Raw genomic sequence first — 26,518 nt, forward strand, 5'->3', positions numbered from 1 at the left:
GTGTGAGCACCGGTTCCTCCCTTCCCTCCCTCAAGGCCTTCGCGGCGGACGCCCCCGCAGGGGACGACTTCTACACCCCGCCGATCCCGCTGCCCGACGGCGCCCCCGGCGACCCGATCCACGTGCGCCGCCTGGACAACCCCGCCGCCGCCGTACCCGGCGGGGAGAACTGGCTGGTCCTCCACCGGTCGGAGGGCGTCGACGGCGGCCCGGTCGCCACCTCGGGGATCGTCGCCCTGCCGGACCGCACCGCCCACCCCGTCCCCGAGGGCGGCTACCCGCTGATCAGCTGGGCCCACGGCACGGTGGGCGCGGCCAACCGGTGCGCGCCCTCGCGGGACCGGGGCGACACCGGGGCCTCCCCCATGAACGCCTATCCGCTCACCCTTCTCGGCCATTTCCTGGACCAGGGGTGGGCCGTGGCGATGACGGACTACGAGGCGCTCGGCACCGGGACCGCCGAGCATCTGCACCCGTACCTGTGCGGCCGCTCCGAGGCCATGGGCGTCCTCGACATCGTGACGGCCGCGCGCGGGCTGTTTCCCGGGGAGATCGGGGAGCGGTACGCGATCGTCGGACACTCCCAGGGCGGCCAGGCGGCCCTGTTCGCCGCCCACCACGCCCCCGGCCGGGTCGAAGGGCTGGCCGGTGTCGCCGCCATCGCCCCCGCCAACCACCTCCTGGGCCTGGTCCGGGCCGGAGCCCTCTTCGACCAGGTGAACAGCGGCTTCGCGTTCACCCCGCTCCTCCTGGCCGGAGCCATCGGCGGCGACCCCACGATCGACCCGGAGCAGGTCCTCGCGCCCCGGGCGTTCCAGGAGCTCTGGCCCCATGTACGGGACCGCTCCCGCGCGGGTCTGAGCCGCCCCGACTCCTGGGGCGGCATCCAGGGCAACGAGCAGTTCAGGGCCGGTTATCCCGCCGCCCCCAACACCCACCAGGCCAAGTTCGACCGCCAGGTGGCGGCGATGAACCCGGACCTCCCCATCACCGTCCCGGTCCGCATCACCCAGGCCGCCGACGACGAACGCGTCAGCGCCGACCCCGCACCCCTGCTGGGCACCGATGCCCTGGTCGAGGAGCTGACCGAGACGAACCGATCGCGCGCGAACGTCCTCTACCGGCGGTACGAGCCCGGGGCCGTCCCCGCCGACGAGCCGCTCGGCATCCACTTCGCGACGATCGGCCACGACACCCCGGAGCTCACGGAGTGGCTCGCGGCTCTCCTGGAGGGCGGCTCCGCCGACGGCGGCTGACCCACCACAGGGGCGCGAGCAGCACCGGCCCCAGACACCAGCTCGCCAGCACGTCCAGCGGCCAGTGGTAGCCGTGCAGCACCAGACCGACGCCCGTCGCCGCCGTCAGCAGCACGGCGGCGGCGGGCGGCAGCCACGCGCGCAGCCACGACGGGCGGGGGACGGCGAGGAGGAGCAGGGCGGAAGCCCCGTACGCCACCGCGGCCGTCGCCGTATGACCCGACGGGTAGTAGTTGACCGCCTCGGTCAGCGGGCCCTGCCGGGCGGTGGCCACCTTCAGCGGGATCACCAGCGCGGGCACGGCCGCCATGGTGAGGGCCGCGTACACGGGCAGCCTGCGGGCGCCGCGCCACAGTGCGTACGCGATCGAGCAGACGAGCACCGGGAGCGCCACCGGCACCCCGCCGAGGTCGGAGAGGAGCTGGGTCAGCGCCGCCGGGCCGCGTTCGAAGAGGCTGCCGCCGACGCGTTCGTCCAGCCGGAGCAGCGGTCCCTCGGCCGCCACCTGCCAGGTGATCAGCGCGAACAGCGTCACCAGGAGGGCGAGAAGGAGAGAGGCCGGCCACCCGGGAACAGGGGGGGTTGTTCCGGGATGGCTGGCGGGACCGGGTCGCCGCGCGCCCCGGGGGGTGTGGGGCGGGCGGCCGTCCGATCGGTGAGGAGTCCCGGAGCCGGAGGCTCCGGTGCCGTGCGCGAAGGCACGCCCGGGACGGCGCAGGGGATGCCCCGGCCCGGAACCGCCCGCGGTTTCCTGCGGGCGATGTGTTTCTCTCATCTGCAGAAACCGTACGGCAGTGGCGGGGCGGCCGACAGCCGCAACCGCCACCCGCCATCGGCCCCGCACACCTTCTTCACAGGCCCTCACCCGGATGCCGGACGGCCGCGGCGAAAAGCCGCGTCCGCCCGCTCCCGGGTTCGAGGGATCAGAGGGTGCCGAACGCCTGCTCGATGACGTCCAGGCCCTCGTTGAGCAGGTCCTCACCGATCACCAGCGGCGGCAGGAAGCGCAGCACGTTGCCGTAGGTACCGCAGGTGAGGACCATGACGCCCTCGGCGTGGCAGGCCTTGGCGAGCGCGCCGGCCGCCTCCGGGTTCGGGTCCTTCGTGCCGGACTTCACCAGCTCGATCGCGATCATGGCGCCGCGGCCGCGGATGTCGCCGATGATGTCGCCGTTGGGGAGCTTGGCCTGCATCTGGGCGAGGCGGTCCTTCATGACCTCCTCGATCCGCTTGGCCTTCCCGTTCAGGTCCAGCTCGCGCATGGTCTCGATGGCGCCGAGCGCACCCGCGCAGGCGACCGGGTTGCCCCCGTACGTACCGCCCAGACCGCCCGCGTGCGCGGCGTCCATGATCTCGGCGCGGCCGGTCACGGCGGAGAGCGGCAGACCGCCCGCGATGCCCTTGGCGGTGGTGATCAGGTCGGGGACGATGCCCTCGTCCTCACAGGCGAACCACTGGCCGGTGCGGCAGAAGCCGGACTGGATCTCGTCGGCGACGAAGACGATGCCGTTGTCCTTGGCGAACTGGGCGATCGCCGGGAGGAAGCCCTTGGCCGGCTCGATGAAGCCGCCCTCGCCGAGCACCGGCTCGATGATGATCGCGGCGACGTTCTCCGCGCCGATCTGCTTGGTGATCGCGTCGATGGCCTGCGCGGACGCCTCGGCACCGGCGTTCTCGGCGCCGGTCGGCCAGCGGTAGCCGTAGGCGACCGGGACGCGGTAGACCTCGGGCGCGAACGGGCCGAAGCCCTGCTTGTACGGCATGTTCTTCGCCGTCAGCGCCATCGTGAGGTTCGTCCGGCCGTGGTAGCCGTGGTCGAAGACGACGACGGCGGTGCGCTTGGTGTAGGCGCGGGCGATCTTCACCGCGTTCTCGACGGCCTCGGCGCCCGAGTTGAACAGCGCCGACTTCTTCGCGTGGTCGCCCGGCGTCAGCTCGGCGAGCTGCTCGCAGACCTCGACGTACCCCTCGTACGGCGTGACCATGAAACAGGTGTGGGTGAAGTCCGCGAGCTGCGCGGTGGCCCGGCGTACGACGGCCTCGGCGGAGGCGCCGACCGAGGTCACGGCGATGCCGGAGCCGAAGTCGATCAGACGGTTGCCGTCCACGTCCTCGATGATCCCGCCACCCGCGCGGGCGGTGAAGACCGGCAGGGTGGAGCCCACACCTGCGGCGACGGCGGCGAGACGGCGAGCCTGGAGCTCGGCCGACTTGGGGCCGGGGATGGCAGTGACGACGCGGCGCTCCTGCGGAATTGCGGTCATGAGGGGCTCCTGGGGGGTGTTTCGGACGCTCTTCTCCTCGCAGGCTAGGGGCGGGGGGTGTGCCCGGGCATGCTCCGATCGGGAGTGATGGGTGCGTGTCGTTGTCCGTCGCGGACAGATGACGGCCGACCCCCTGCCGACCTGGTGCGATGCGGGTCCGGTCCGGGCCGGGACGGTCACTGTTCGGGCGGGTTGCTGAACTCCCCGTGCGCGCGCACTAGATTGACCGGGGCAGCGGACGGACCGGCAGGTCAAGGGGGCAGTGGTTCATGGACGACGAGGGCACACGGAGCACGAACGCGGACAGGGTGCCCGGCCCGACGGTGCCGCCACGGCCGACGGGGGCGCCGCGGGGGCCGGGGGGCGTGCAGCCCGGGGGTACGGCGCCGGGGGACCAGCCGCCCGGACGTACGGCACCCGCCCAGCAGCCGCCCGGGCGTACGGCACCCGCCCAGCAGCCGTCCCCCCACCAGCCGCCCGCCCACGTCTCCGCGTGGACCCACTCGCCGACGTCCGCCGCACCACCCCCCGCCCGCCCCGCCTCCCCACCACCGCCCCCCGTCGAGCAGCCCCCCGCCGGGGCCCCCGCCCTCGATGCCTGGCTGCGGACGCCCCGCCCCCCGCAGGCGCCGGGTGTCTGGCGGTTCGGGTTCACCCCGCGTCCGCCCGAGCAGGGGGACGGGGTCTCCGACCGCTCCCTCTTCGTGGGCGCCCTCATCTCCCTCCTCTCCGCCCTCCTCCTCTGGTCCCTCTGGCGCAACGGCTACCTCCCCTACCGGCTCGTCCCCCTGAAGCTTTTCACCCCGGGCGAGTGGTGGAACCCGGGAGTCTCCGGCGGCGCCCGCACCATCGAGGGCGTCCGCGCCCTCGCGGTGTACGAGGCGCTCCTCTTCGGGCTGCTGGTCTACGGCTGCGGCCGCCTCGGCAACTGGTCCGAGATCTTCCGCCGCCATGTGGCGAGCCGGGGCCAGCCGTTCCTCGCCGTCGCCACGGCCGTCGCGGCGGGCCTGACACTGCTGCTCGTCTGGAACGGGACCCTGCCGGTCGCCGCCCCGGTCCTCGTGCTGGTCGCCGCCGTCGGTGGCGGTGAGATCTACCAGAGCCAGGCCGTCGCCAACGTCGTCTACGCGGTGATCGCCGCCGCCGTCCTGTACCCCTTCGCCCGCCTCGGCCGCTGGCGCGAGCTGCTCCCCGCGGGCCGGGGGAGCGGCACACCGGCCCCGGCCGACGACACCACGGCCCCCGCCACCGCGACCTCCGCCGACCAGTGGCCCGAGCTGCGTGCCGCCGGGTGGACCGACGCGGCGGACACCCTCACCGCCGAGGTCCGCACCGGCCGGATGAACGACGTGGACGTGGCCCGGCTGCGCCACGCCTGGGCGCGGGCCACCCGGAGCCCCGACCGGCTCGCCCCGCTCGCCGAAGCCGTCCTGCGCACCGGGGGAGCGGCCGCCCCGCACCCCTCCGGCGACCGCGATCTGCCCCGCCGCACCGCCCGCCACGACGTGCTCACCGGCCAGGTCAGGATCGGCCGCTGCGCCGAGGACCCGCACAACCCCTACGCCCGCCGCACCACCGGCCTCGCCCTGGACCCGACGCTGCTCGGCACCTCGCTGCTGGCCGTGGGGCCGCCCGGCGCGGGCAAGTCCGCCCGGCTGGTGCGGCCCGTCGTCGAGGCCCTCGGGCTGCGCGCCCTGGCCGGACAGGCGGCCGTCCTCGCCGTCGGCGGCGCGGGCGCACCGCTCGGCCCGGACGACGCCTTCGACGTCGTCGTACGCGTCGGCAACCCGGCCTCCGCCCACGACCTCGATCTGTACGGGGGCACCACCGACCCCGACGAGGCCGCCGCCGTCCTCGCGGAAGGGCTCGTCGGCGATGTCGGCAGCCTGGACAGCCGCCGTGCCGCCACCGTCCTGGCCCAGCTGCTGGGCCCGTACCGGACGGCCCACGGCCACTTCCCCTCCGTACCGGAGCTGCGCGAACTGCTCGACGGCGGTCCGGGCGCACTCGCGGCGCTCCGCGCCCCCCTCGAAGCCGCCGGACATCACGCGATGCTCCGCGAACTGGACGCCCGGGCCCGCCAGGCCGGTGGGGCGGGCGACCCCGCCCCGGCCCTCGCGGACCGGGTCGCGCTGCTGGACCGGCCCGCGTTCGCCGGGTTCTTCGCCACCGGCCCCGACGCCCGCCCCTTCGCGCTGCGCTCGCTCGGCCAGTACCCGCTGCGGGTCCGCGTCGACCTGCCGGAGCGCGGCCACGCCGAGGCCTCGCGCCTGCTCACCCGGCTGCTCCTCGCCCAGTTCACCGCGATCACCGCGGCCCGTACCGACACCACGCTCTTCGCGGGCCTGGTCCTGGACGACGCGACCCACGCGGTGACCGCCGAGACCGTACGCGGCATCCGCCGGCTGCGCTCGGTCAACGCGGGGGCCGTCCTCACCCTCCGTACCGTCGACGACGTGCCCGAGGCCCTGCACACCCCACTCCTCGGCGCGGTCGGCTGCACGGCCGCCTTCTCCGGCATCACCACCTGGGACGGCAAACGGTTCGCCGAGGCCTGGGGCAAGGAGTGGGTGGAGACCCGCGAGGTCGCCCAGCACACCGTCTTCGCCGACCAGGCGTTCACCCGCGCCCTGCACGCCCTGCGCAAGCTGGTCACGGGCAAGGCGGTGACCACGGACGCGGTGACCGTACGGCAGGTGGAGAAGGAGCGCTGGTCGGCCTCGGAGCTCGCGTACGCGGTCCCCGCCGGGCACGCGGTGATCCGGCTGGCCACGGTCGACGGCGAGCACGCGCCACCGCTGCTGGTGGAGCTGGGCGGCTGAGAAAGGCCCCTCGCGAGGCGGGGGCGGCTGAGAGCGGTTACAGGAACTCTGCCGCCCTGGCAGAATCGGTGACAGCCGTTCATACGGGACGGCGTAATGCACACCGTTCCGGCAGGCGCAACGCGCGACGCGCCACCGGCCGGACGTCACCGACCTCAAGGGTTTCCGGTCCCATGCCCCCTACGCTCGCCTCGCTCGTCCAGCACTCGGCGCTCAAGCTCACCGTGCGGGCGGGCGCGGACCGGCTCGACACCCCCGTGCGCTGGGCCCACGCCAGCGAGCTCGCCGACCCCGTCCCGTACATGGACGGCGGTGAACTCCTCCTCGTCACCGCCACCAACCTGGACGCCGAGAACGCCGAGTCCATGCGGCGGTACGTACGGCGGCTGGCCGGTGCCGGGGTCGCCGGGGTCGGCTTCGGGGTCGGCGTGAACTACGAGGACATCCCGACCGCCCTCGTCGCCGCCGCCGAGGAAGCAGGCCTGCCCCTCCTCGAAGTCCCCCGCCGCACCCCGTTCCTCGCCATCAGCAAGGCCGTCTCCGCCGCCATCGCCGCCGACCAGTACCGCGCGGTCACGGCAGGCTTCGAGGCCCAGCGCGAGCTGACGAAGGCCGCGCTCTCCGGGGACGGCCCGGCCGACCTCCTCGCCCGTCTCGCCGCCCACGTCGACGGCTGGGCCGCGCTGTACGACACCTCCGGCGCGGTGCTCGCCGCCGCCCCCGACTGGGCCGCCCGCCGCGCCGCCCGCCTCACCCCCGACGTCGAACGCCTCCGGGACCGCCCCGCCCCCGCCAGCGTCGTCGTCGGCGACAACGAGGACCGGGTGGAGCTCCAGTCGCTGGGCACCGGCCGCCGGGCGCGCGGCGCGCTGGCCGTCGGTACGGGCGCCGCCCTCGGCACCGCCGAGCGGTACGCCGTGAACTCCGCCGTTGCCCTGCTCACCCTCACCACCGCCCGCTCCCGCTCCCTCCAGGGCGCCGAACAGCGCCTGGGCGCCGCCGTCCTGCGCATGCTGCTCGCGGGCCAGCCCGACCACGCACGGGCGGTCGCCGGAGACCTGTACGGCGGACTGCTCGACGCCCCCTTCCGGCTGCTGATCGCGGAGACGGCCGCGCCCGCCGCGTACGAGCTGCTCACCGAGACGATGGAGGCCGCCGCCGCCCGCTCCGGCGAGGCGCTGCTCATGGTCCCCGAGGGCGAACGCGTCGTGGTCCTGGCAGCCGACGGCGGAACGGTCGTCGCCGCCTGCGCGGCCTACGCCGAGGCCCAGGACGACCGCGCCCCGCGCGAGGCGGGGCCGGACGACAGCGACGTCGTGGTCGGCCTCTCCGCCCCCTGCGGCCCGATCGCGGTCTCCGCCGCGTACAAGCAGGCGGAGCAGGCCCTCTCGGTCGCCCGCCGCCGGGGCAGGGCCCTGGTCGAGCACGAGGAGCTGGCAGCCGGTTCGGTGCTGCCCCTCCTCGCCGACGACGCGGTACGGGCCTTCGCCGACGGCATGCTCCGCGCCCTGTACGAGCACGACGCCAAGGGCCGCGGCGACCTCGTGGCCTCCCTGCGCGCCTGGCTCTCCCGCCACGGCCAGTGGGACGCGGCCGCCGCCGACCTCGGCGTACACCGGCACACCCTGCGCTACCGGATGCGCCGGGTGGAGGAGATCCTGGGCCGCTCACTGGACGACCCGGACGTCCGGATGGAGCTGTGGCTGGCGCTGAAGGCGACGGACGCGGCGGCACCGGCCGAGGACTGAGCCACCGTACCGGCCCGGTATTGCATCACTCGTTCCAAAACCCTAGAGTGCTGCCATGGCCCGACCGAGGCAGTTCGACGAGGACCGGGCCCTGGACGCCGCGATGCGCACCTTCTGGGAGTACGGCTACGAGGCCACCTCCACCCAGGACCTGTGCACCGCCACAGGGCTGGGGCGCAGCAGCATCTACAACACCTTCCAGAGCAAGCGCGAGCTGTTCGCGCGCTCGCTGGCGCGCTACCTGGACACCATGGCCGACGCCCAGGAAGCCGTACTGGAGGACGTGTCGCGCCCGCCGGGCGAGCGGGTCCGCGCGCTGCTCGACAAGATCGTGGCCGATGAGTTCGACCACCGCCCCGACGGCCGCAGCCTGGGCTGTCTCGGCGTCAACAGCACGGTCGAGCTCGCGGCCCGCGACCCGGAGGCGGCCCGCCTCCTGGACCGCGACGCCGCCCGCAGGCTGCGGACGCTGTCCGCCGTGATCGCGGCCGGGCAGCGCGACGGATCGATCGCCTCCGCGCGGGGCTCCGATGCCCTCGCCCGGTACGTCAACGCTGTCGTCGGGGGTATGCGGATCGCGGCGCAGGGGGGCGCCGACCGGGCCGCGGTCCAGTCCGTCGCGGACACGACTTTGGACGCCCTGACCCGCTGATCCACTGATCGACTGGCCCGCTGATCCACTGACCTGCTGACCTGCCGGCCCGCTGGTCCTCACGTGCCGAACCGGGGCGCGTCTCACCCATGCCCAAGTTTTGAACCAATCAATACAAAACCAACTTCCGGGGGAACTCCGTGCCTCGTGCTGTCCACGTCCTGGCCTTCGGCATCTTCGCCATGGTCACCAGTGAATTCGTCGTCGCAGGCCTGATGCCACAGATGGCCGACGGCCTCGGTGTCACCGTCCCGCAGATCGGCTACCTGATCACGGTCTTCGCCCTCTCCATGGCGTTCGGCGGACCGCTGCTCTCCGTCGCCCTGCTGCGGCTCCCGCCCAAGACCGCGCTCATGGTCCTCTTCCCGGTCTTCCTCGCGGGCAATGTGCTGGCCGCCACCGCCTCCGGCTACGCGGAGATGGTGGTCGCCCGGATCATCACCGGCGTCGCCTCACAGGCCTTCTTCGGCGTCGCGATCTCGCTCGGCTCCCAGCTCACCCGCCCCGAGGTCCGCGGCCGGGCCGTGGCGGTCATCCTCAACGGGCTGATGCTCGGCACCCTGCTGGGGCTGCCGCTGGCCACCCTGACCGGCGAACGGTACGGCTGGCGGGCCGCGTTCTGGGCGATCTCGGCGCTGACGGCCCTCGCTGCTCTCTGCACCGCGATCGGCGTGGCCCGGACGGGCCGCCCGGAGGGCAGCGGCACCTTCCGCGCCGAGCTGACGGCCTTCCGCGCCCCCCGGCTCTGGCTCACGCTGCTGACCAGCACGATGGTCATCGGCGCGACCTTCTCCGCCTTCAGCTACCTGAACCCGATCCTCACCCGGCTCACCGGCTTCTCCCCGGGCGCGGTCCCGCTGCTGCTCCTGGCGTACGGCGCCGCCACCGTGATCGGCAACACCGTGGTCGGCCGGCTCGCGGACCGGCACACCCTCCCCGTCCTGCTCGTCGGCCTCTCCCTGAACGCGGTGTTCCTGGCCGGGTTCGCCCTGCTGGCCCGGTTCGAGGCGGGGGCGGTGCTCTGCATGCTGGGCGTCGGACTGGTCGGGGTCACCATGAACCCGGCCCTGGTCACCCGGGTCCAGCGCACCGGCAACGCCCGCCCGCTCGTCAACACCGTGCACACCTCGTTCATCACCTTCGGCGTGGTGCTCGGCTCCGCGCTGGGCGGCCTGGGCCTGGACCGCTTCGGCCTGCGGGCCCCGCTCTGGCTGGGCACGGCCCTGGCGGTGACCGGCCTGCTCACCCTCGTACCGGATCTGCTCCGGCGGCGTACGCGGAAGCCCGGTCCGGACGTCGCCCCCGCCAATTCGGAGCAGCGGACGCCCACCCCACTCCACCTCGGATAAAAGCGATCGCGGCCTCCCCGCCCTACCGTGGAGACGGAGGGGAGCCTCCCGGGCGCCCACGATGTAGGCCATATCTTCTGGACGACCTCCTTCATCACCTCCTGGACGACCTCCTCCGTCACCTCCTATGACCTCCGAAGGGCCGGAACCTCCATGACTTCGCCCCACGCCTTCTGGGTGGCCGGCTGCCAGGCCACCGGTGCCGACAGCTTCGACGTCACCAACCCGTACGACGGACGCCTCGTCGGCACCGTCAGCGTGCCGACCGACGCCCAGGTGGAGGAGGCCGTAGCCGCCGCCCACGCCGTACGCGACGAGTTCGCCGCGACCCCGGCCCACGTACGGGCGGCGGCGCTCGACCACGTCGTACGGCGGCTGGGGGAGCGCACCGAGGAGATCGCGCAGCTGATCTCGGCGGAGAACGGCAAGCCGATCAAGTGGGCGCGCGGTGAGGTCGGCCGGGCGATCTCCGTGTTCCGGTTCGCGGCAGAGGAAGCCCGCCGCTTCAACGGCGGCGAGGCGCAGCGCCTGGACACCGACCTCGGCGGCACGGGCCGCCTCGGCCTGACCCGGCGCTTCCCGCGCGGGGCCGTCCTCGGCATCGCGCCCTTCAACTTCCCTCTGAACCTCAGCGCCCACAAGGTGGCCCCGGCCATCGCCGTGGGCGCCCCGATCATCCTGAAGCCGGCCCCGGCCACCCCGATCTCCTCCCTGATCCTCGGCGAGCTGCTGGCCGAGACGGACCTCCCGGCGGGCTCCTGGTCCGTCCTGACGGTCCCGAACGACAAGATGCCCGCCCTGGTCAAGGACGAGCGGCTGCCGGTCATCTCCTTCACCGGCTCGGGCCCGGTCGGCTACGCGATCATGGAGTCGGTGCCGCGCAAGCACTGCACCCTGGAGCTGGGCGGCAACGGCGCGGCGGTCGTGCTCGGCGACTACGCCTCGGACGAGGACCTGGACTGGGCGGCGACCCGGATCGCCACGTTCTCCAACTACCAGGGCGGCCAGTCCTGCATCTCGGTGCAGCGCGTGATCGCCGACGCCTCGGTCTACGACCGGCTCGTCCCGAAGATCGTGGCCGCCGTGGAGGCCCTGGTCACGGGCGACCCGGCCGACGCCACCACGGACGTCGGCCCCCTGGTCAGCGAGGACGCGGCCAAGCGCGTCGAGTCCTGGGTCGACGAGGCCGTCCAGGGCGGCGCCGAACTCCTCACGGGTGGCAAGCGCGACGGAGCCACCTACGCCCCGACGGTCCTGGCGGGCCTCCCGGACGACGTGCAGCTCGCCTGCGAAGAGGTCTTCGGCCCGGTCATGTCCCTCCAGAAGGTCGACGGCGAGGCGGAGGCGTTCGCCGCCGTCAACTCCTCCAAGTACGGCCTCCAGGCAGGCGTCTTCACCCACGACCTCCAGACCGCCTTCCGCGCCCACCGCGCCCTGGAGGTAGGCGGCGTGATCATCGGCGACGTCCCCTCGTACCGCGCCGACCAGATGCCGTACGGCGGCGCCAAGCAGTCCGGCGTCGGCCGCGAGGGCGTCCGCTACGCGATGGACGACTACACCTACGAGCGCGTCCTGGTCCTCACGGGCCTCGCCCTGTAACACCTCACCGACGCACCCCGCCCGCGCCCCCCCCGCCTGGACAGCGAGCGCGGACGGGGACGCGAGAAGAACGGCCGGAGCCCACTGTGCGGGGGCTCCGGCCGTTTCTGTCCGTGCGGGGTCCGAGGCGCTTCTGCGGCCGAATCCGCCGGAACGGCGGAGCGTGCTCTCGTAGGCTCCGGGCCATGACTGATTGCGTGCAGGTATCCACGGCCACAGCGACGAGGGACGAAGCGGTCACCCTGGCGGGCGGGGCTGTTCAGCAGCGGCTGGCGGCAGGCGCCCAGATCGTGGGGCCCGTCGTCAGCGTCTACTGGCACCTGGGGGAGTACGGCACGGGGGAGGAGTGGCAGCTCCTGCTCAAGACGACGAAGGAGCGGTACGCCGAGCTGGAGACCTACCTCCTGGAACAGCACCCTTGGGACAACCCGGAGTTGTGCGCGGTGCCGGTCATTGAGGGGGCCGATCGGTACCTCGACTGGGTTCGGGAGTCCGATACCCGCGCCTAACGAGCTTGTCAGGGTCCGCGAAGGTGCCCCGTTCGCCGATGACGGGTGGGCACCCACATGCCCAGGGTCAGGCGTGGGCCAGCTGCCAGGTCCGGGCCCGCTCGTCGAGCTGGGCGGCCGCGCCGACTCCGCGGTGCTCGAAGACGGCGAGCCGGCGGCGGATCCCGGCGACCTGCTTGACGGCTCGGTCGGAATGGACCCCTTCGAAACCGCCGACGGCTCTTTCCCAGGTGCGGCAGGCCATTTCCAGGTGGCCTTGAGCGGCTTGCTCCCTGCCCTGCGCGGCGAGCGACAGGGCGGTGATGCGGGACAGGGCCCCTCCGTTGGCACTGCCGTAGCTGCGCGCGGCGGCAGCGTACTGCTTCTCGGCGTTGGGGTGGTCGCGAAGGGCCCGGAAAATCTTCGCCGCGTGGGTGTCCACGGCCGCGCGTGGCTTACCGGACAAGGTCAGCCAGTACGGCATCTCGTCCACCTCGCCCCGGATCGCCAGGTCCTGGGCGCGGCGGACTTCGGCGACGGCTTCCGTTCCCCGGCCGGTGTGCGCGAGGGCCCGGGCGCGGCAGATGACGAGCATCGACAGGATCCCGGGCCCGGCGTGGCCCTTGGCGATGTCGAGGGCGGCGTCGGCAAGGTCAAGGGTGTGGTCCGGCTGGGAGAGGTCAAGTCCATTGTGGGCCATGATCCGGAGAACCCACGCCTGGTGCAGGGGGTTGTCGGCCTCGCGGGCCAGACCGAGGGCCTGGAGGTAGTAGCGCTGTGCCAGACCGTGCTCGCCGGCGTCGTATGCCTTCCATCCGGCGAGGAACGCGAACGCTCCAGCGGCTGTGAGAGCTTCGCTCCGGACGCTCTCCTGAGCGAACCTGCCTCGGGTGAGGTCGGCGACATCGGTACGGAGGTACTGCACCATCGCGGGGCGGCCGTGCAGCCCGCCCCGTCGCTCGTCGATCGCGGTGAACGCGGCGAGCATGGACCGGACGGCGTCAATGTCGGCCGTGCCGACCTTGCGGCCACCGAGGGTGGCCGACCGGTGAGTTGCTTCGGCGGCGTGGGCGATGCCGAGCGGGAGCGCCGCTCCGGCGACGCTGTAGGCCGCTCCCGTCAGAAACCTTCGGCGATTGATGTCGGCCTCCCCGATTCGCCGTACGACGTCCACAGGATCGGGCCCGATGCCCAACCCGAGCCGGGCATCGAGCCCGTTGCCGTGTCCGGGGTCCTCCCAGCCGAAGTCGGCCGGTGTGAGGTGCCGCCCGAGGCGGCGGGACAGGGCTTCCGCAATGTATGCGGCCGTTGAGGGGGAGGGCGGTCGCCCGGCGACCCAGTGGGCCACGGCAGACCGATTCGTCCGCAGGACGTCACCCGCCTCGGCCGCGATGCCGCGGATGGCGGCGGCAGCCTGGTCGTACGTCAGACATGCCTCCTCTAAGGCGAGTCGGAGTCTGTCGTTGCGCACACGTGTATTCGTCACGGTGGGTGCACCCTCCCGAGCAGGGCGTTAAACCCGGTAAACGCATGGAGTGTTGACCGGTCCTGTCCAACCCAAGGTATCTCCCGGTTGCATGACGTGGGTCACAACTCCGCATGGCCGCTGGGGGCATGGATGAACGACACGGCGAGGGCACCTGCGTTGCCGAGGCCGACGCTCGTGATGCTGCCGAACTCGTCGTGAGCGAGCTGATGGCGAACGCGGTTCTTCACGTGGCCCGAGACGCGGTCCGCGTGACGGTGACCCTCCTGGGCGACAGCAGGGTTCGCGTGGCTGTGGCCGATCGGTCGAGGGTGTGTCCGGCGCCGTGCGCGGCGGGCAGCGACCAGGAATCCGGGCGGGGCCTGGAGATCGTGGAGGCGCTGAGCGGCGGCCAGTGGGGCGTCGACTCCTTGCCGTGGGGGAAGCGGGTGTGGGCCACGCTCGGCCCGCTGAAGGGCGGTCCCGGTGAGTGAGCGCACGCAGCAGGTCCTCTACTGGGCGGCCCTGGCCTCGCTCCTCGTGGCGATCTGTCTCGGCATCTCCCAGTCGTAGCCGTACCGACCCGGCTGCGCTGCGCGTGGCCGACACCTGAACACAACCCGAGGACGGAGCGGTTGATGACGCTGACCACGAGCGGGGACACAGTGGTGGACGCGGACGTGTTGTACGAGACGAGCCGCCGGGCCGGCGCCGGCGCGGCTGAGACTCTGTGGCCTGACCGGGGCGTGCTCCTCGGCTCACCGTGCCCGAGCGTGACGTCCTACGTCTGCCGGGTCACGGTGGGCGGCGAGGGGCTGTTCGCGAAGTACGGATGGCTGAGCACATCACTGGTGTCCATCCTGCGCGGCGCGAGGGGGACATGGGAGGACGTCCAGGAAGCACAGCATCCGTACGTCAACTCCGTCGACCTGCTGACAGGCCGGGAGGCGCAGCACCTTGCGTTCCTCCGGGAACTCGGCCTCCCCCGGGTCTGTGAAACGGCAGGGCTCCACGCCGGGGTCCTGTTCACGAGGGCCGTGCCGGGGACGACGGTCGCGGAGGAGATGACGGCCCGCCCCTGGGACACGGCCGAGCTCCTTGACTCGGTCCTGCTGTCCCTCAAGGAGCTGTACGGCCCGGCCGGTACGACGTACCTGCGCGGGGCCTGGCCGATCAACGAGCGGTCGATCGTGGATGTGTTCCTGCGGAAGGTCCGGGGCCCTGCCGCGGCGCGGTATCTGGCTGATCTCGGCCGGGACAGCCGTCTCCTGGAGCACGAGCGCCTGGAGGTCGTCAGCCTGGTCGGGACCACGGTCCGCCGGTTGCTGCGGCTCACCGCGGCAATCCGGCCCCGACAGAAGACCGCCGTGTTCGGGGACCTCAAGCCGGAGCACGTCCATCTCGACGGCCGCCGCCTCACGTTCATCGACCCCGCGATCCAGTGGGCGGCCGGGCCGCAGCCGGACGTGGCGAAGCTGTGCGGGCGGTCGCTGCTGTTGGCCTTGTGCCATCAGGAGCCGCGCACTGAGCGGCAGATCACGGAGGGTGTGGTGTCCGCGCTGAGGCGGTACCTCGGGGCGCTGCCCAAGTCCGACCGGGGCGACGAGCTTCGGGAGGTCATGGTCCTGTGGCTGATGGACATCGTGAACATCCTGACCACGTGCCTGAACGCACCGCGCGGATTTCCGCTGACGGCCAGCCAGCGGGTGTTGACGTCCCAGGCCCGCAGGATCGCGGCGGTAGCGGAGCGGGTGAGCGCCCTCCTCATCGGGTCGATGTCCGGGCCCGGGCTGCTCGACGCCGTCTTCCACGAGGTCGAGCACACCACACCGGACCTGCGGTGAACGGGCCGGTGGTCGGCCTCGTCGGAGCCGGAGCGGTCGGTCAGGTCCTGGCGGCCGGGCTGGTGTCCGTGGAGCTGCCCGGACGGCTCGTCGTCGTGTCGCGGCGGACGGAGCAGGCGCGCGCCCTGGCCGCCGACCTCCAGGACATGGCGCTGTCCGCACGGTCACGGACCCGGGCCGAGGCAGGCGAGGTCGCGGACCTCCGCCGGTGCGACGCCGTGATCGTGGCCTTGCGCACCGACTTCACGAACAGTGCGGCCCGGGACGTACGACGCGGTGGCGCCACGGCGAATACCCCTGCCATGGGGCGCCTGGCCCGTGAGCTGCACGGGTACCGGGGCGGCGTCCTCGTCGTGACGAACCCGGTGGACCTGATGGCCCGCCGGTTCGCGGAGGTGTCCGGGTGCGCCCGGGTCTACGGCATCGGGTCGAATCTGGACTCGGCCCGGTACCGGCTGCTCCTGGCTCGGTATGCACACGTCTCCCCGGACCGGGTGAGCGGACACGTGATCGGGGAGCACGGCGACCGCGCGGTGCCGTGCCTGTCCACGACGACCGTGGACGGCCACCCCGTGACGGCCCCCGCTCGTGCGTTCGTGGACGACCTCCGGCAGCGGCCGACGCTGATCCGGACCGGGATCGGCCGTACGCGCTGCGGCCCGGCCGGTGCCGTGCTGTCCACGCTCCGCAAGGTCCTCGGCCTGGTCGACGGCGTCGAGGAGCTGTCCGCCCCGTACGGGGACGTATGGCTCGGCGTCCCGCTGCGCTTCACCGGGGGCCGGGCCGCCCCGTGCCTTCCCCCGCTCGACCGATACGAGCGTCTGCGCCTGGACTCTGCGGCGAGCAGTCTCCGCGACGCCTACACCCACCTGCCCGCACCCACCGAGAGGACCCCCGCATGATCAGCGCCACCCGACTTGAGGCCGCGACGGCGGCCGTCACCGTTCTGAGCAACCGGACGGAGGTGACGGACTGGGCGGCACGCTACTTCGGACCGTGGTGGAACGCCTCCCCGGTCGAGGCCGCGTCGGTGTGCGCGGGCACGGCCCTCGTCGCGGACGTCGACCCGACCGAGTACGCGGAGCTGACGCTCCAGGTCCACGACGGGCGGCACACCGAAGAGGTGGAGTACGCGAAGCACAGGATGCTGGTCGCCCGTGACGGGGAGGACATCATCGCGACGTCGCCGGACGAGGCGATCGCGTACCGCATGACCCCGTCCTCCGACCGGCTCGTACTCTCCGGGGCCGACGTGCTGACCCTCGCCCTGGCCGCCGCACGCCTGGCCCGTGAGGTGATCCGAGGTCAGCTCCTGCGAGACGGGTGGGCTGTTCTCCACTCCTCGGCCGTGGTCCGGCCCGACGACGGGGCCACCCTCCTCGCGTTCGGCGACAAGGGGGCCGGGAAGACCACGACCGCGCTGCTCCTGGCCTCGTCCGGCTGGCAGCTCCTCGCCAACGACAGGGTGCTGGTCCGGCCTACCGGTGAACGGGATGTGGAGGTGGTGCCCTGGCCGTCCGCCGCTGCGCTCGGCCTCGGCCTGGTCCGGGCGCTCGGGTGGGATGCTCCCGCGCGCGACCACCTGCGGGAGGGCGGCACCTTCCACCCGACCCAGCACGACACGGTGACGACGGCCCTCCTCGCCGGTGACTGCACGCCCCTGTGGGAGAGCGGGAAGCGTGAGCGGAAAGTCCAGGTGTTCCCGGACCAGTTCCCCGGTCTGTTCGGTGTGCCGCTGGCCACCGGCGGCCGGGCGGCCGGACTCCTCTTCCCCCAGGTCGACGCCGATACGGCTCCGGACGCCGTCGACGGTACGCGGACCCTGGGAGAGGCCGACTTCATGTCCGGGGCCACGGAGGACCGATACCCGGACGTCTTCGAGCTGGCCCAGGGCGTGGACGGCGGGGGATGCCGGAGCGCCCGCGAGGAGGTCACGGCCCGCCTCGCGGTGCTGCCTCACCGCGCGGTCCGCCTGAGCCACGACGTCCCGGCGAGCGTTGCCGTGCTCCGGAAGGTCGCAGAGGCGATCTGACGCCCGGCGCCAGGCCTGACGGACTCCCCCCCCACCCTCGGCTGCCCTGCGTTCGCCGCGCGGCCGGGACGCGGGGCTCCATCGCACCACTCGACGATCGACGGGGGAGCGGTAGATTGCGTCGCTCCTCCGGGACAACACCATGGTGCGGAACATGGCGGAGCGGATTCTCGGCCAGGCCGTCGTGCACACCGTGTGCGCGACGGTGAACCCGGACGTGCACCTGGGCGTCGGCACGCTGGTGGACATCGGGGTGCATCTGACGCCGTCCACTCGATCGGGCCGGGTTCCGCGACATCCACACCACCGACCTGCTCACCGACCACATCGCCCAGCCGAGGGAGCTCCCCGCATGCCCGCCCGCACTACGCCCGGCCTCACCTTCGCCCGGCACGACGGTGACGCAGCGCACGAGATCGTCGATGAGCTGACCTCCGTATACGCGGAGGTGTACGGCGTCCCGCCCTACCAAGGCGATCCGTTTTTCTCCGTCGAGACCTTCGCCGACCGGCTTACGGCCGCCTTCACCATGCTCGGGTTCGAGGTCGTCACGGCGCGTCTCGACGACGGTTCCCTCGCCGGGTACGTCCACGGGGTCACGCTCACGCCGGACCGTGCATGGTGGGCATCGATCGCTGACCACCTGCCCGCCGACGCCAAGCAGGCCGCAGCGGCCGGTGACGTCTTCTGGCTGCGGGAGCTCATGGTCCTCCCGAAGGCGGCCAACCAGGGCATCGGCAGGCGGCTCCACGACGAGATGGTCGACGGGCGCCCGGAGTCCTGGACGACTCTCACGTGCATCGTGGACAACGAGCCCGCGCGCAGCGCGTACCCGCGATGGGGGTACGAGGTGGTCGACGCCCGGATCAAGCACGCCCCGGAGTCCCCGGTCTACGACCCGATGCTCCTGCGGCCCGGCCGGCTCGGCCGGCTCGGCTGAGGGAACAGGTGCCCCCTCGTGCGCGAGGGCTGGTGCAGGTGCCGAGCAGCGGGTACACGGGTTACATACGGATCAGTAGGCAGCGACTAGCAGTCCGTGTGCCCAGGTGGCCCTCCGTCCTGGTGATGCGCGGCGAGGTGAGGTCCCCATGTCCGCACCACACAACACACCCCAGGTCCCCCAAGCGCCCAAGGTCACCGAGCGTGAGGCGCGACGCGTCGCCGAGGCCGCCCGGGAGCAGGACTGGCGCAAGCCCAGCTTCGCCAAGGAGCTGTTCCTCGGGCGGTTCCGGCTCGACCTGATCCATCCGCACCCCCTGCCGCCGCCCGACGACATCCGGCGCGGTGAGGAGTTCCTGGCTCGGCTGCGGGCCTTCTGCGAGGCGCACGTCGACAGTGCGCGGATCGAGCGCGAGGCCAAGATCCCCGACGAGGTGGTCAACGGGCTCAAGGAGCTCGGGGCGCTCGGGATGAAGATCGAGACCAAGTACGGGGGTCTCGGGCTCACCCAGGTGTACTACAACAAGGCGCTCGCCCTCGTCGGCTCCGCGAGCCCCGCCATCGGGGCGCTGCTCTCGGCGCATCAGTCGATCGGCGTACCGCAGCCGCTGAAGATTTTCGGCACCCAGGAGCAGAAGGACGCCTTCCTGCCCCGGCTGGCCACCACCGACATCTCCGCGTTCCTGCTGACCGAGCCCGACGTCGGCTCCGACCCCGCCCGCCTCGCCACCACCGCCGTACCCGACGGGAATGATTATCTGCTGGATGGGGTCAAGCTCTGGACGACGAATGGGGTCGTCGCCGATCTGCTGGTCGTCATGGCCCGCGTTCCCGCCTCCGAGGGGCACCCCGGCGGCATCACCGCCTTCGTCGTCGAGGCCGACGCACCCGGTGTCACCGTGGAGCACCGCAACGCCTTCATGGGGCTCCGCGGCATCGAGAACGGCGTCACCCGCTTCCACCAGGTCCGGGTCCCGGCCGCCAACCGCATCGGGCCCGAAGGTGCCGGGCTGAAGATCGCCCTGACCACCCTCAACACCGGGCGCCTCTCGCTGCCCGCCATGTGTGTCGGGGCCGGGAAATGGTGCCTGAAGATCGCCCGTGAATGGTCCGCCGTACGGGAGCAGTGGGGGCGGCCCGTCGCTAAGCACGAGGCGGTCGGCGCGAAGATCTCCTTCATCGCGGCCACCACCTTCGCCCTGGAGGCGATCGTCGACCTCTCCTCGCAGATGGCCGACGAGGACCGCAACGACATCCGGATCGAGGCCGCCCTCGCCAAGCTGTACGGCTCCGAGATGGGCTGGCTGATCGCCGACGAGCTGGTCCAGATCCGTGGCGGGCGCGGCTTCGAGACCGCCGAGTCGCTCGCCGCCCGGGGGGAGCGGGCCGTCCCGGCCGAGCAGATGCTCCGCGACATGCGGATCAACCGGATCTTCGAGGGCTCCACCGAGATCATGCACCTGCTGATCGCCCGCGAGGCCGTCGACGCCCACCTCAAGGTCGCCGGGGACATCATCGATCCGGAGAAGGCGCTCGCCGACAAGGCCAAGGCCGGGGCCAACGCCGCCGCGTTCTACGCCCGTTGGCTGCCCCAGCTCGTCACCGGGGCCGGGCAGCTTCCTCGTACGTACGGTGAGTTCAGCCCGTCCGGCCACCGTGACCTCTCCGGGCACCTCCGGTACGTCGAGCGCTCCTCGCGCAAGCTCGCCCGGTCCACCTTCTACGCCATGTCCCGCTGGCAGGGGCGGATGGAGACCAAACAGGGGTTCCTCGGCCGGATCGTCGACATCGGCGCCGAACTCTTCGCGATGAGTGCCGCCTGCGTCCGCGCCGAGCATCTGCGGGGCGCCGGGGAGCACGGCCGGGAGGCGTACCAGCTTGCGGATGCCTTCTGCGAGCAGGCCCGTATCCGGGTGGAGGAGCTGTTCGGGCGGCTGTGGTCCAACACCGACGACCTGGACCGGCGCGTGGTGGAGGGCGTGCTCTCCGGTACGTACACCTGGCTGGAGGAGGGCGTCATCGACCCCAGCGGCGACGGCCCCTGGATCGCGGATGCCACCCCCGGTCCCTCGGCCGAGGAGAACCAGCACCGCCCGGTCCGCTGAGCCGGAACCCGTAGCCGACGAAAGTTCGTGCGCCGATCCCGAGGCCGTGACCGACGGCAGTCCGTGCGCCGAGCCCGGCGGACCGTAACCCACTACAAGCGGACCGTAACCCACTACAAGGGGGCGCGACCGTACGACCGGCGCGCCCCCCTCCCCACCGAAACCCCGCCCCACCGGGACGCGCTGTCCACGCACACAGCCGGAGCGGCAACAATGGGGGCATGAGCGACAGCCCCGCCCCCCTCGCCGATCCGCATCTTCTCTTCGACACCGCGGACGGCCGCCGGGATCTCGTGATCCTCGGCTCCACCGGGTCCATCGGCACCCAGGCCATCGACCTGGTCCTGCGCAACCCCGACCGTTTCCGGGTCACCGCGCTCTCGGCCGCCGGCGGCCGGGTCGCCCTGCTTGCCGAGCAGGCCCACCTCCTGCGGGTGAACACGGTCGCCGTCGCCGACCCCGGCGCGGTCGGAGGACTGCGCGAGGCGCTGCGTGAGCGGTACGGGGCCGGGGAGCCGCTCCCCGAACTCCTCGCCGGACCCGACGCGGCGGCCACCCTCGCCGCGAGCGACTGCCACACCGTGCTCAACGGGATCACCGGCTCCATCGGGCTCGCCCCGACCTTGGCCGCGCTGAAGGCGGGCCGTACGCTCGCCCTCGCCAACAAGGAGTCGCTGATCGTCGGCGGGCCGCTGGTGAAGGCGCTCGCCGCCCCCGGCCAGATCATCCCGGTCGACTCCGAGCACGCCGCGCTCTTCCAGGCGCTTGCGGCAGGCAAACGCGCCGACGTCCGCAAGCTCGTCGTCACCGCCTCCGGCGGGCCCTTCCGGGGCCGTACACGCGAGGAACTGGCCGACGTCACCCGGGAGCAGGCACTCTCCCACCCCACCTGGGCGATGGGGCCGGTCATCACGATCAACTCCGCGACGCTGGTCAACAAGGGTCTTGAGGTCATCGAGGCGCACCTCCTCTACGACATCCCCTTCGACCGCATCGAGGTCGTCGTCCACCCCCAGTCCTACGTGCACTCCATGGTCGAGTTCACCGACGGCTCCACCCTCGCCCAGGCCACCCCGCCCGATATGCGCGGACCCATCGCCATCGGCCTCGGCTGGCCCGAGCGGGTCCCGGACGCGGCCCCCGCCTTCGACTGGTCCAAGGCCTCCACCTGGGAGTTCTTCCCGCTGGACACCGAGGCCTTCCCGTCCGTCGGCCTCGCCCGGCACGTCGGTACGCTCGGCTCCACGGCACCCGCCGTCTTCAACGCGGCCAACGAGGAGTGCGTCGACGCCTTCCTCGCCGGACAGCTGCCCTTCAACGGAATCATGGATACGGTCACCGCTGTGGTGTCCGAACACGGCACCCCCGCCCAGGGAACCCCGCTCAGCGTCGCGGACGTCCTCGAAGCGGAAACCTGGGCCCGCGCACGGGCCCGGGAACTCTCGGCGAAAGCGACAGCGGAGGCGCGCGCATGAGTCTGACCTCGATCCTGCTGACGGTCCTGGGGATCGCCGTCTTCGTCGTGGGCCTGCTGTTCTCCATCGCCTGGCACGAGCTGGGCCACCTCTCCACGGCCAAGATGTTCGGCATCCGGGTCCCGCAGTACATGGTCGGATTCGGCCCGACGCTCTGGTCGAAGCAGAAGGGCGACACCGAGTACGGCATCAAGGCCATCCCGGCCGGTGGCTACATCCGCATGATCGGGATGTTCCCGCCCGGCGCCGACGGCCGCCTCGAAGCCCGCTCCACCTCCCCGTGGCGCGGCATGATCGAGGACGCCCGCTCCGCCGCGTACGAGGAGCTCGAACCCGGCGACGAGAAGCGGCTGTTCTACACGCGCAAGCCGTGGAAGCGCGTCATCGTGATGTTCGCCGGGCCCTTCATGAACCTGATCCTCGCGGTCGCCATCTTCATGGGCGTCGCGATGACCTTCGGATTCCAGACGCAGACCACCGAGGTCGCCGGTGTCCAGCAGTGCGTGATCTCGCAGAGCGACAAGCGCGACACCTGCAAGGCCACCGACCCGGTCTCCCCGGCCAAGGCCGCGGGCCTGAAGGAAGGCGACAAGATCGTCGCCTTCGACGGGCAGAAGGTCGATGACTGGGCCACGCTCTCGGAGCGCATCCGCAAGACCATCGGCCCCGCCATCATCACCGTCGAGCGCGGCGGCCAGGAAGTGACCCTCAACGCCGTCCTGCGCGAGAACGCCGTCGCGAAGAAGGACGCCCGGGGCGACGTCATCCCCGACCAGTACATCAAGGCGGGCTACCTCGGCTTCGCCGCCCAGACCGAGATCGTGCCGCTCTCCTTCGGCGACTCCGTCGTGCGCATGGGCGACATGATCGAGAACGGCGTCGACGCGATCATCGCGCTGCCCTCCAAGATCCCCGACCTGTGGAACGCGGCGTTCAGCGACGGCCAGCGCGCCGACGACTCGCCGGTCGGTGTGGTGGGCGCGGCCCGGATCGGCGGCGAGGTGATGAACCTCGACATCCCGGCGCAGAACCAGGTCGCGATGATGCTGTTCCTGCTCGCGGGGTTCAACCTGTCGCTGTTCCTGTTCAACATGCTGCCGTTGCTCCCACTGGACGGGGGGCACATCGCGGGCGCGCTCTGGGAGTCGCTGCGGCGCAATCTGGCCAAGGTCTTCCGGCGCCCCGACCCGGGCCCGTTCGACGTGGCCAAGCTGATGCCGGTCGCCTATGTGGTCGCCGGACTCTTCATCTGCTTCACGCTGCTGGTCCTGGTGGCCGACATCGTGAATCCGGTCAAGATCAGCTGAGCCTCGGCAAGGGGCCGCCTGCAAGGGGCCGTCCCATCCGTCCCGGAAGTGACCACCGGGCACACCCGTAGTGTCCGGTCGGTCACCTTGGGATGGACTTGTCCATACGGTGCGGCTCTCCCGGCCCCGGTGCCGTAACCTCGAAGCCCGGAGCCCGCCGACATCGGGACCTTGATCCACACCTTGGGGATGCACAGCGCATGACTGCGATTTCTCTCGGAATGCCGGCCGTTCCGACCAAGCTCGCCGACCGTAGGGTCAGCCGACAGATCCAGGTCGGCTCGGTCGCGGTCGGCGGTGACGCGCCCGTTTCCGTGCAGTCGATGACGACGACACGTACGTCGGACATCGGTGCCACACTCCAGCAGATCGCCGAGCTGACGGCGTCCGGCTGCCAGATCGTCCGGGTCGCCTGTCCGACCCAGGACGACGCCGACGCCCTCGCCACGATCGCCCGGAAGTCCCAGATCCCGGTGATCGCCGACATCCACTTCCAGCCGAAGTACGTCTTCGCCGCGATCGACGCGGGCTGCGCGGCGGTCCGGGTGAACCCCGGCAACATCAAGCAGTTCGACGACAAGGTCAAGGAGATCGCGAAGGCGGCAGGCGAGACCGGCACCCCGATCCGGATCGGCGTCAACGCAGGCTCCCTGGACGCGCGGCTCCTGAAGAAGTACGGCAAGGCCACCCCCGAGGCCCTCGTCGAGTCGGCCCTGTGGGAGGCGTCCCTCTTCGAGGAGCACGGCTTCGGCGACATCAAGATCTCGGTCAAGCACAACGACCCGGTCGTCATGGTCAACGCCTACCGCCAGCTCGCCGCCCAGAGCGACTACCCGCTCCACCTCGGCGTCACCGAGGCCGGACCGGCGTTCCAGGGCACGATCAAGTCGGCCGTCGCGTTCGGCGCCCTGCTCTCCGAGGGCATCGGCGACACCATCCGCGTCTCCCTCTCGGCCCCGCCCGCCGAGGAGGTCAAGGTGGGCCTCCAGATCCTGGAGGCGCTCAACCTCAAGCAGCGCCGCCTGGAGATCGTCTCCTGCCCCTCCTGCGGCCGCGCCCAGGTCGACGTCTACAAGCTCGCCGACCAGGTCAGCGCCGGTCTGGAGGGCATGGAGGTCCCGCTGCGCGTCGCGGTCATGGGATGCGTCGTCAACGGCCCCGGCGAGGCCCGCGAGGCCGACCTCGGCGTCGCCTCCGGCAACGGCAAGGGCCAGATCTTCGTCAAGGGCGAGGTCATCAAGACCGTGCCCGAGTCGAAGATCGTCGAGACCCTCATCGAGGAAGCCCTGAAGATCGCCGAGCAGATGGAGAAGGACGGCATCCCGTCCGGCGAGCCCCAGGTCTCCATCGGCGCCTGACCTGGGCCCTTCCCGGTCGTCACCGCGTCGTCACCGCCCCGCCGAGCCTCGCGCCCGGCGGGGCGGTGGCGTATCCGGGGCGCCCCCAGGAGCCCGCTCCCGGACCCGGGCAGCGTTCTCCAGCCTTGTTGGGTACAGTGCGGAAATCAGCAGACCGCATGGTGAGGCCCCCTCGTGTTGACGCAGACCACCACCCGGGTCCTCGAACCCAGCGACCTCGGCGCAGCGCTCGCCATCCTGGAGAGCGAGCCCGTGGCCAACGCTTTTGTGACGTCCCGCGTGCAGGTCGCGGGGCTCGACCCCTGGCGCCTCGGCGGCGAGATGTGGGGCTGGTACGCCGACGGCAGGCTCCGCTCCCTCTGTTACGCCGGTGCCAACCTGGTCCCCATCTGCGCCGGGCCCGAAGCCGTACGCGCCTTCGCCGACCGGGCCCGCCGGGCCGGCCGCCGCTGCTCCTCCATCGTCGGCCCCGCCGAACCCACCGCCCTGCTCTGGCGGCTCCTCGAACCGGGCTGGGGCCCCGCCCGCGAGGTCCGCGCCAACCAGCCCCTCATGGTCACCGAGAGCCCCTCCGCCGACATCACCCCCGACCCGCTCGTCCGCCGCATCCGCAAGGACGAGACCGAGGTCCTGATGCCGGCCTGCGTGGCGATGTTCACCGAGGAGGTCGGCATCTCCCCGCTGGCCGGGGACGGCGGCCTCCTCTACCAGGCCCGGGTCGCCGAACTCATCGGCTCCGGCCGCTCCTTCGCCCGGATCGACGACGGCAAGGTCGTCTTCAAGGCCGAGATCGGCGCCGCCACCACCCAGGCCTGCCAGATCCAGGGCGTCTGGGTCGCCCCCGAACACCGCGGCAAGGGCCTCTCCGAGACCGGCATGGCCGCCGTCCTGCGCTACGCCCTGGCCGATGTCGCCCCCGTCGTCAGCCTGTACGTGAACGACTACAACACCCCCGCCCGCAAGGCCTACCGCCGCGTCGGCTTCCGCGAGACGGGCACCTTCATGAGCGTGCTGTTCTGAACAGCCTGCACGGGGGCTTCTTCTGAACAGCCTGTGCGTGGGTGCTTCTTCTGGACAGCCTGTGCGTGGGTGCTTCTTCTGGACAGCCTGTACGGAGGTGCTTCCCGGCCTCCGTACGTTCCGGCCCGCCCGCCCCGGCCAGTAGGGTTCCCGCATGGCACCAGCAGACGCCGGGAACGGCCCCGCAGACCCCGGCATCGAGGTCGGTCCGATCGACCTGGCCGCACGCGTCGACGAAGCCCTCCACGTCCAGGCCGCCGCCTTCGGGCTCAGCCAGGACGAGATCGACGTACGCCGCCACATCGTCCTCAGACACCTGGACAACCCCGGGGCCCGCGCCCTCGGTGCCCTCACCCCCCAGGGGCGGCTGGCCGGATTCGTCTACGGGCTGCCCAACGACCGCGCCCACTGGTGGTCCACCGTCGTCGAGCCCTACCTCCGGGCCACCGGCTCCGACGGCTGGCTCGACGACTCCTTCGTCATCACCGAGCTCCACGTCCACCCCGACCACCAGCAGCACGGCATCGGCCGCACCCTGATCACCACCATCACCGACGCCGTCCCGCACCCCCGGTCGATCCTCTCCGCGATCGACAAGGACAGCCCGGCCCGCGCCCTGTACCGTGCCCTCGGCTACCGCGACCTGGCCCGCCAGGTGGTCTTCCCCAGCGCCCCGCTGCCGTACGCCGTGATGGGCGCCCCCCTCCCGCTGCTGCGCGGCGACTGAATGGATTTCCGCCTGCCCGCACCGCCCGGTTAACCTCGGGCTCACCACCCTTGCGAGCAGGAGTTCAC

General features: G+C 72.1%; 21 protein-coding genes. 18 read left to right on the forward strand and 3 right to left on the reverse strand.

Annotated features, from left to right (window positions below):
* Nucleotides 1–2: 2 nt before the first annotated feature.
* Nucleotides 3–1,256, forward strand: coding sequence for an alpha/beta hydrolase family protein (locus ACFW9Z_RS14080; RefSeq protein WP_384639261.1), 1,254 nt, complete (start codon nt 3–5; stop codon nt 1,254–1,256).
* Here ACFW9Z_RS14080 and ACFW9Z_RS14085 read toward each other — a convergent pair.
* Both ACFW9Z_RS14085 and gabT read right to left on the reverse strand, forming a co-directional pair.
* Nucleotides 1,204–2,031 carry a phosphatase PAP2 family protein gene (locus tag ACFW9Z_RS14085; protein ID WP_384639263.1) on the reverse strand — a complete coding sequence of 276 codons (828 nt, stop codon included), beginning with the start codon at nt 2,029–2,031 and terminating at the stop codon, nt 1,204–1,206. The two genes, ACFW9Z_RS14080 and ACFW9Z_RS14085, sit on opposite strands and share 53 nt — an antisense overlap.
* Nucleotides 2,032–2,179: 148 nt before the next feature.
* Entirely contained in the window at nt 2,180–3,520 is a 1,341-nt protein-coding gene (gene gabT / locus ACFW9Z_RS14090) for a 4-aminobutyrate--2-oxoglutarate transaminase (protein WP_384639266.1), read from the reverse strand.
* Nucleotides 3,521–3,789: 269 nt separating this feature from the next.
* Between gabT and ACFW9Z_RS14095 the strand changes: the two genes are divergently transcribed.
* The 6 genes from ACFW9Z_RS14095 to cutA all read left to right on the forward strand — a co-directional run bounded on the left by ACFW9Z_RS14095 (nt 3,790) and on the right by cutA (nt 12,199).
* On the forward strand, nt 3,790–6,342 hold the full coding sequence (locus tag ACFW9Z_RS14095) for an ATP/GTP-binding protein (RefSeq protein WP_384639269.1): 2,553 nt from the start codon (nt 3,790–3,792) through the stop codon (nt 6,340–6,342).
* A 173-nt stretch (nt 6,343–6,515) separates the two neighbouring features.
* Nucleotides 6,516–8,090, forward strand: a complete 1,575-nt coding sequence (locus ACFW9Z_RS14100; RefSeq protein ID WP_384639271.1) for a PucR family transcriptional regulator — start codon at nt 6,516–6,518, stop codon at nt 8,088–8,090.
* Nucleotides 8,091–8,145: 55 nt separating this feature from the next.
* Nucleotides 8,146–8,742 carry a TetR/AcrR family transcriptional regulator gene (locus tag ACFW9Z_RS14105; RefSeq protein ID WP_384639274.1) on the forward strand — a complete coding sequence of 199 codons (597 nt, stop codon included), beginning with the start codon at nt 8,146–8,148 and terminating at the stop codon, nt 8,740–8,742.
* A 140-nt stretch (nt 8,743–8,882) separates the two neighbouring features.
* On the forward strand, nt 8,883–10,091 hold the full coding sequence (locus tag ACFW9Z_RS14110) for an MFS transporter (RefSeq protein WP_384639277.1): 1,209 nt from the start codon (nt 8,883–8,885) through the stop codon (nt 10,089–10,091).
* A 153-nt stretch (nt 10,092–10,244) separates the two neighbouring features.
* Nucleotides 10,245–11,690, forward strand: coding sequence for an aldehyde dehydrogenase family protein (locus ACFW9Z_RS14115; protein ID WP_384639279.1), 1,446 nt, complete (start codon nt 10,245–10,247; stop codon nt 11,688–11,690).
* Between the two features lie 185 nt (nt 11,691–11,875).
* On the forward strand, nt 11,876–12,199 hold the full coding sequence (cutA, locus tag ACFW9Z_RS14120; protein WP_384639282.1) for a divalent-cation tolerance protein CutA: 324 nt from the start codon (nt 11,876–11,878) through the stop codon (nt 12,197–12,199).
* Between the two features lie 67 nt (nt 12,200–12,266).
* Here cutA and ACFW9Z_RS14125 read toward each other — a convergent pair whose 3' ends face one another.
* Entirely contained in the window at nt 12,267–13,664 is a 1,398-nt protein-coding gene (locus ACFW9Z_RS14125; protein WP_384639284.1) for a hypothetical protein, read from the reverse strand.
* Nucleotides 13,665–13,792: 128 nt separating this feature from the next.
* Between ACFW9Z_RS14125 and ACFW9Z_RS14130 the strand changes: the two genes are divergently transcribed.
* The 11 genes from ACFW9Z_RS14130 to ACFW9Z_RS14180 all read left to right on the forward strand — a co-directional run bounded on the left by ACFW9Z_RS14130 (nt 13,793) and on the right by ACFW9Z_RS14180 (nt 26,450).
* Nucleotides 13,793–14,137 carry an ATP-binding protein gene (locus tag ACFW9Z_RS14130; protein WP_384639287.1) on the forward strand — a complete coding sequence of 115 codons (345 nt, stop codon included), beginning with the start codon at nt 13,793–13,795 and terminating at the stop codon, nt 14,135–14,137.
* Between the two features lie 279 nt (nt 14,138–14,416).
* The gene (locus tag ACFW9Z_RS14135; RefSeq protein WP_384639290.1) at nt 14,417–15,487 is read left to right on the forward strand and encodes a hypothetical protein; all 1,071 of its coding nucleotides are present in this window, start codon (nt 14,417–14,419) and stop codon (nt 15,485–15,487) included.
* Nucleotides 15,484–16,389 carry an NAD(P)-binding domain-containing protein gene (locus tag ACFW9Z_RS14140; protein ID WP_384639292.1) on the forward strand — a complete coding sequence of 302 codons (906 nt, stop codon included), beginning with the start codon at nt 15,484–15,486 and terminating at the stop codon, nt 16,387–16,389. The genes ACFW9Z_RS14135 and ACFW9Z_RS14140 overlap by 4 nt, the downstream gene beginning before the upstream one ends.
* Nucleotides 16,386–17,519 carry a hypothetical protein gene (locus tag ACFW9Z_RS14145; protein WP_384639295.1) on the forward strand — a complete coding sequence of 378 codons (1,134 nt, stop codon included), beginning with the start codon at nt 16,386–16,388 and terminating at the stop codon, nt 17,517–17,519. Before ACFW9Z_RS14140 ends, ACFW9Z_RS14145 begins: the two co-directional genes overlap by 4 nt.
* Nucleotides 17,520–17,871: 352 nt before the next feature.
* Nucleotides 17,872–18,459, forward strand: a complete 588-nt coding sequence (locus ACFW9Z_RS14150) for a GNAT family N-acetyltransferase (protein WP_384639298.1) — start codon at nt 17,872–17,874, stop codon at nt 18,457–18,459.
* Between the two features lie 148 nt (nt 18,460–18,607).
* Nucleotides 18,608–20,563, forward strand: a complete 1,956-nt coding sequence (locus ACFW9Z_RS14155; RefSeq protein ID WP_384639301.1) for an acyl-CoA dehydrogenase family protein — start codon at nt 18,608–18,610, stop codon at nt 20,561–20,563.
* Nucleotides 20,564–20,784: 221 nt separating this feature from the next.
* Nucleotides 20,785–22,038 (forward strand): 1-deoxy-D-xylulose-5-phosphate reductoisomerase, encoded by a 1,254-nt coding sequence (dxr, locus tag ACFW9Z_RS14160; RefSeq protein WP_384639304.1) that lies wholly within the window; start codon nt 20,785–20,787, stop codon nt 22,036–22,038.
* Nucleotides 22,035–23,345 carry a M50 family metallopeptidase gene (locus ACFW9Z_RS14165; RefSeq protein ID WP_384639307.1) on the forward strand — a complete coding sequence of 437 codons (1,311 nt, stop codon included), beginning with the start codon at nt 22,035–22,037 and terminating at the stop codon, nt 23,343–23,345. The genes dxr and ACFW9Z_RS14165 overlap by 4 nt, the downstream gene beginning before the upstream one ends.
* A gap of 200 nt (nt 23,346–23,545) precedes the next feature.
* Nucleotides 23,546–24,703: a flavodoxin-dependent (E)-4-hydroxy-3-methylbut-2-enyl-diphosphate synthase gene (ispG, locus tag ACFW9Z_RS14170; RefSeq protein WP_384639310.1), complete on the forward strand. Its 1,158-nt coding sequence runs from the start codon at nt 23,546–23,548 to the stop codon at nt 24,701–24,703.
* Between the two features lie 177 nt (nt 24,704–24,880).
* A complete protein-coding gene (locus tag ACFW9Z_RS14175) occupies nt 24,881–25,723 on the forward strand; it encodes a GNAT family N-acetyltransferase (RefSeq protein ID WP_384639475.1) in 843 nt (280 codons plus the stop codon).
* Between the two features lie 154 nt (nt 25,724–25,877).
* On the forward strand, nt 25,878–26,450 hold the full coding sequence (locus tag ACFW9Z_RS14180; protein WP_384639312.1) for a GNAT family N-acetyltransferase: 573 nt from the start codon (nt 25,878–25,880) through the stop codon (nt 26,448–26,450).
* The last annotated feature ends 68 nt before the right edge of the window (nt 26,451–26,518 follow it).

The organism is Streptomyces sp. NPDC059452 (assembly GCF_042750035.1).
Taxonomy (GTDB): Bacteria; Actinomycetota; Actinomycetes; order Streptomycetales; family Streptomycetaceae; genus Streptomyces.

Bases quoted from the DNA above. Each gene is read 5' to 3' on its own strand.
- ACFW9Z_RS14085 (WP_384639263.1), bottom strand. From the start codon at position 2,031: ATGAGAGAAACACATCGCCCGCAGGAAACCGCGGGCGGTTCCGGGCCG.
- gabT (WP_384639266.1), bottom strand. From the start codon at position 3,520: ATGACCGCAATTCCGCAGGAGCGCCGCGTCGTCACTGCCATCCCCGGC.
- ACFW9Z_RS14095 (WP_384639269.1), top strand. From the start codon at position 3,790: ATGGACGACGAGGGCACACGGAGCACGAACGCGGACAGGGTGCCCGGC.
- ACFW9Z_RS14100 (WP_384639271.1), top strand. From the start codon at position 6,516: ATGCCCCCTACGCTCGCCTCGCTCGTCCAGCACTCGGCGCTCAAGCTC.
- ACFW9Z_RS14105 (WP_384639274.1), top strand. From the start codon at position 8,146: ATGGCCCGACCGAGGCAGTTCGACGAGGACCGGGCCCTGGACGCCGCG.
- ACFW9Z_RS14115 (WP_384639279.1), top strand. From the start codon at position 10,245: ATGACTTCGCCCCACGCCTTCTGGGTGGCCGGCTGCCAGGCCACCGGT.
- cutA (WP_384639282.1), top strand. From the start codon at position 11,876: ATGACTGATTGCGTGCAGGTATCCACGGCCACAGCGACGAGGGACGAA.
- ACFW9Z_RS14130 (WP_384639287.1), top strand. From the start codon at position 13,793: ATGGATGAACGACACGGCGAGGGCACCTGCGTTGCCGAGGCCGACGCT.
- ACFW9Z_RS14145 (WP_384639295.1), top strand. From the start codon at position 16,386: ATGATCAGCGCCACCCGACTTGAGGCCGCGACGGCGGCCGTCACCGTT.
- ACFW9Z_RS14150 (WP_384639298.1), top strand. From the start codon at position 17,872: ATGCCCGCCCGCACTACGCCCGGCCTCACCTTCGCCCGGCACGACGGT.
- ACFW9Z_RS14155 (WP_384639301.1), top strand. From the start codon at position 18,608: ATGTCCGCACCACACAACACACCCCAGGTCCCCCAAGCGCCCAAGGTC.
- dxr (WP_384639304.1), top strand. From the start codon at position 20,785: ATGAGCGACAGCCCCGCCCCCCTCGCCGATCCGCATCTTCTCTTCGAC.
- ACFW9Z_RS14165 (WP_384639307.1), top strand. From the start codon at position 22,035: ATGAGTCTGACCTCGATCCTGCTGACGGTCCTGGGGATCGCCGTCTTC.
- ispG (WP_384639310.1), top strand. From the start codon at position 23,546: ATGACTGCGATTTCTCTCGGAATGCCGGCCGTTCCGACCAAGCTCGCC.
- ACFW9Z_RS14180 (WP_384639312.1), top strand. From the start codon at position 25,878: ATGGCACCAGCAGACGCCGGGAACGGCCCCGCAGACCCCGGCATCGAG.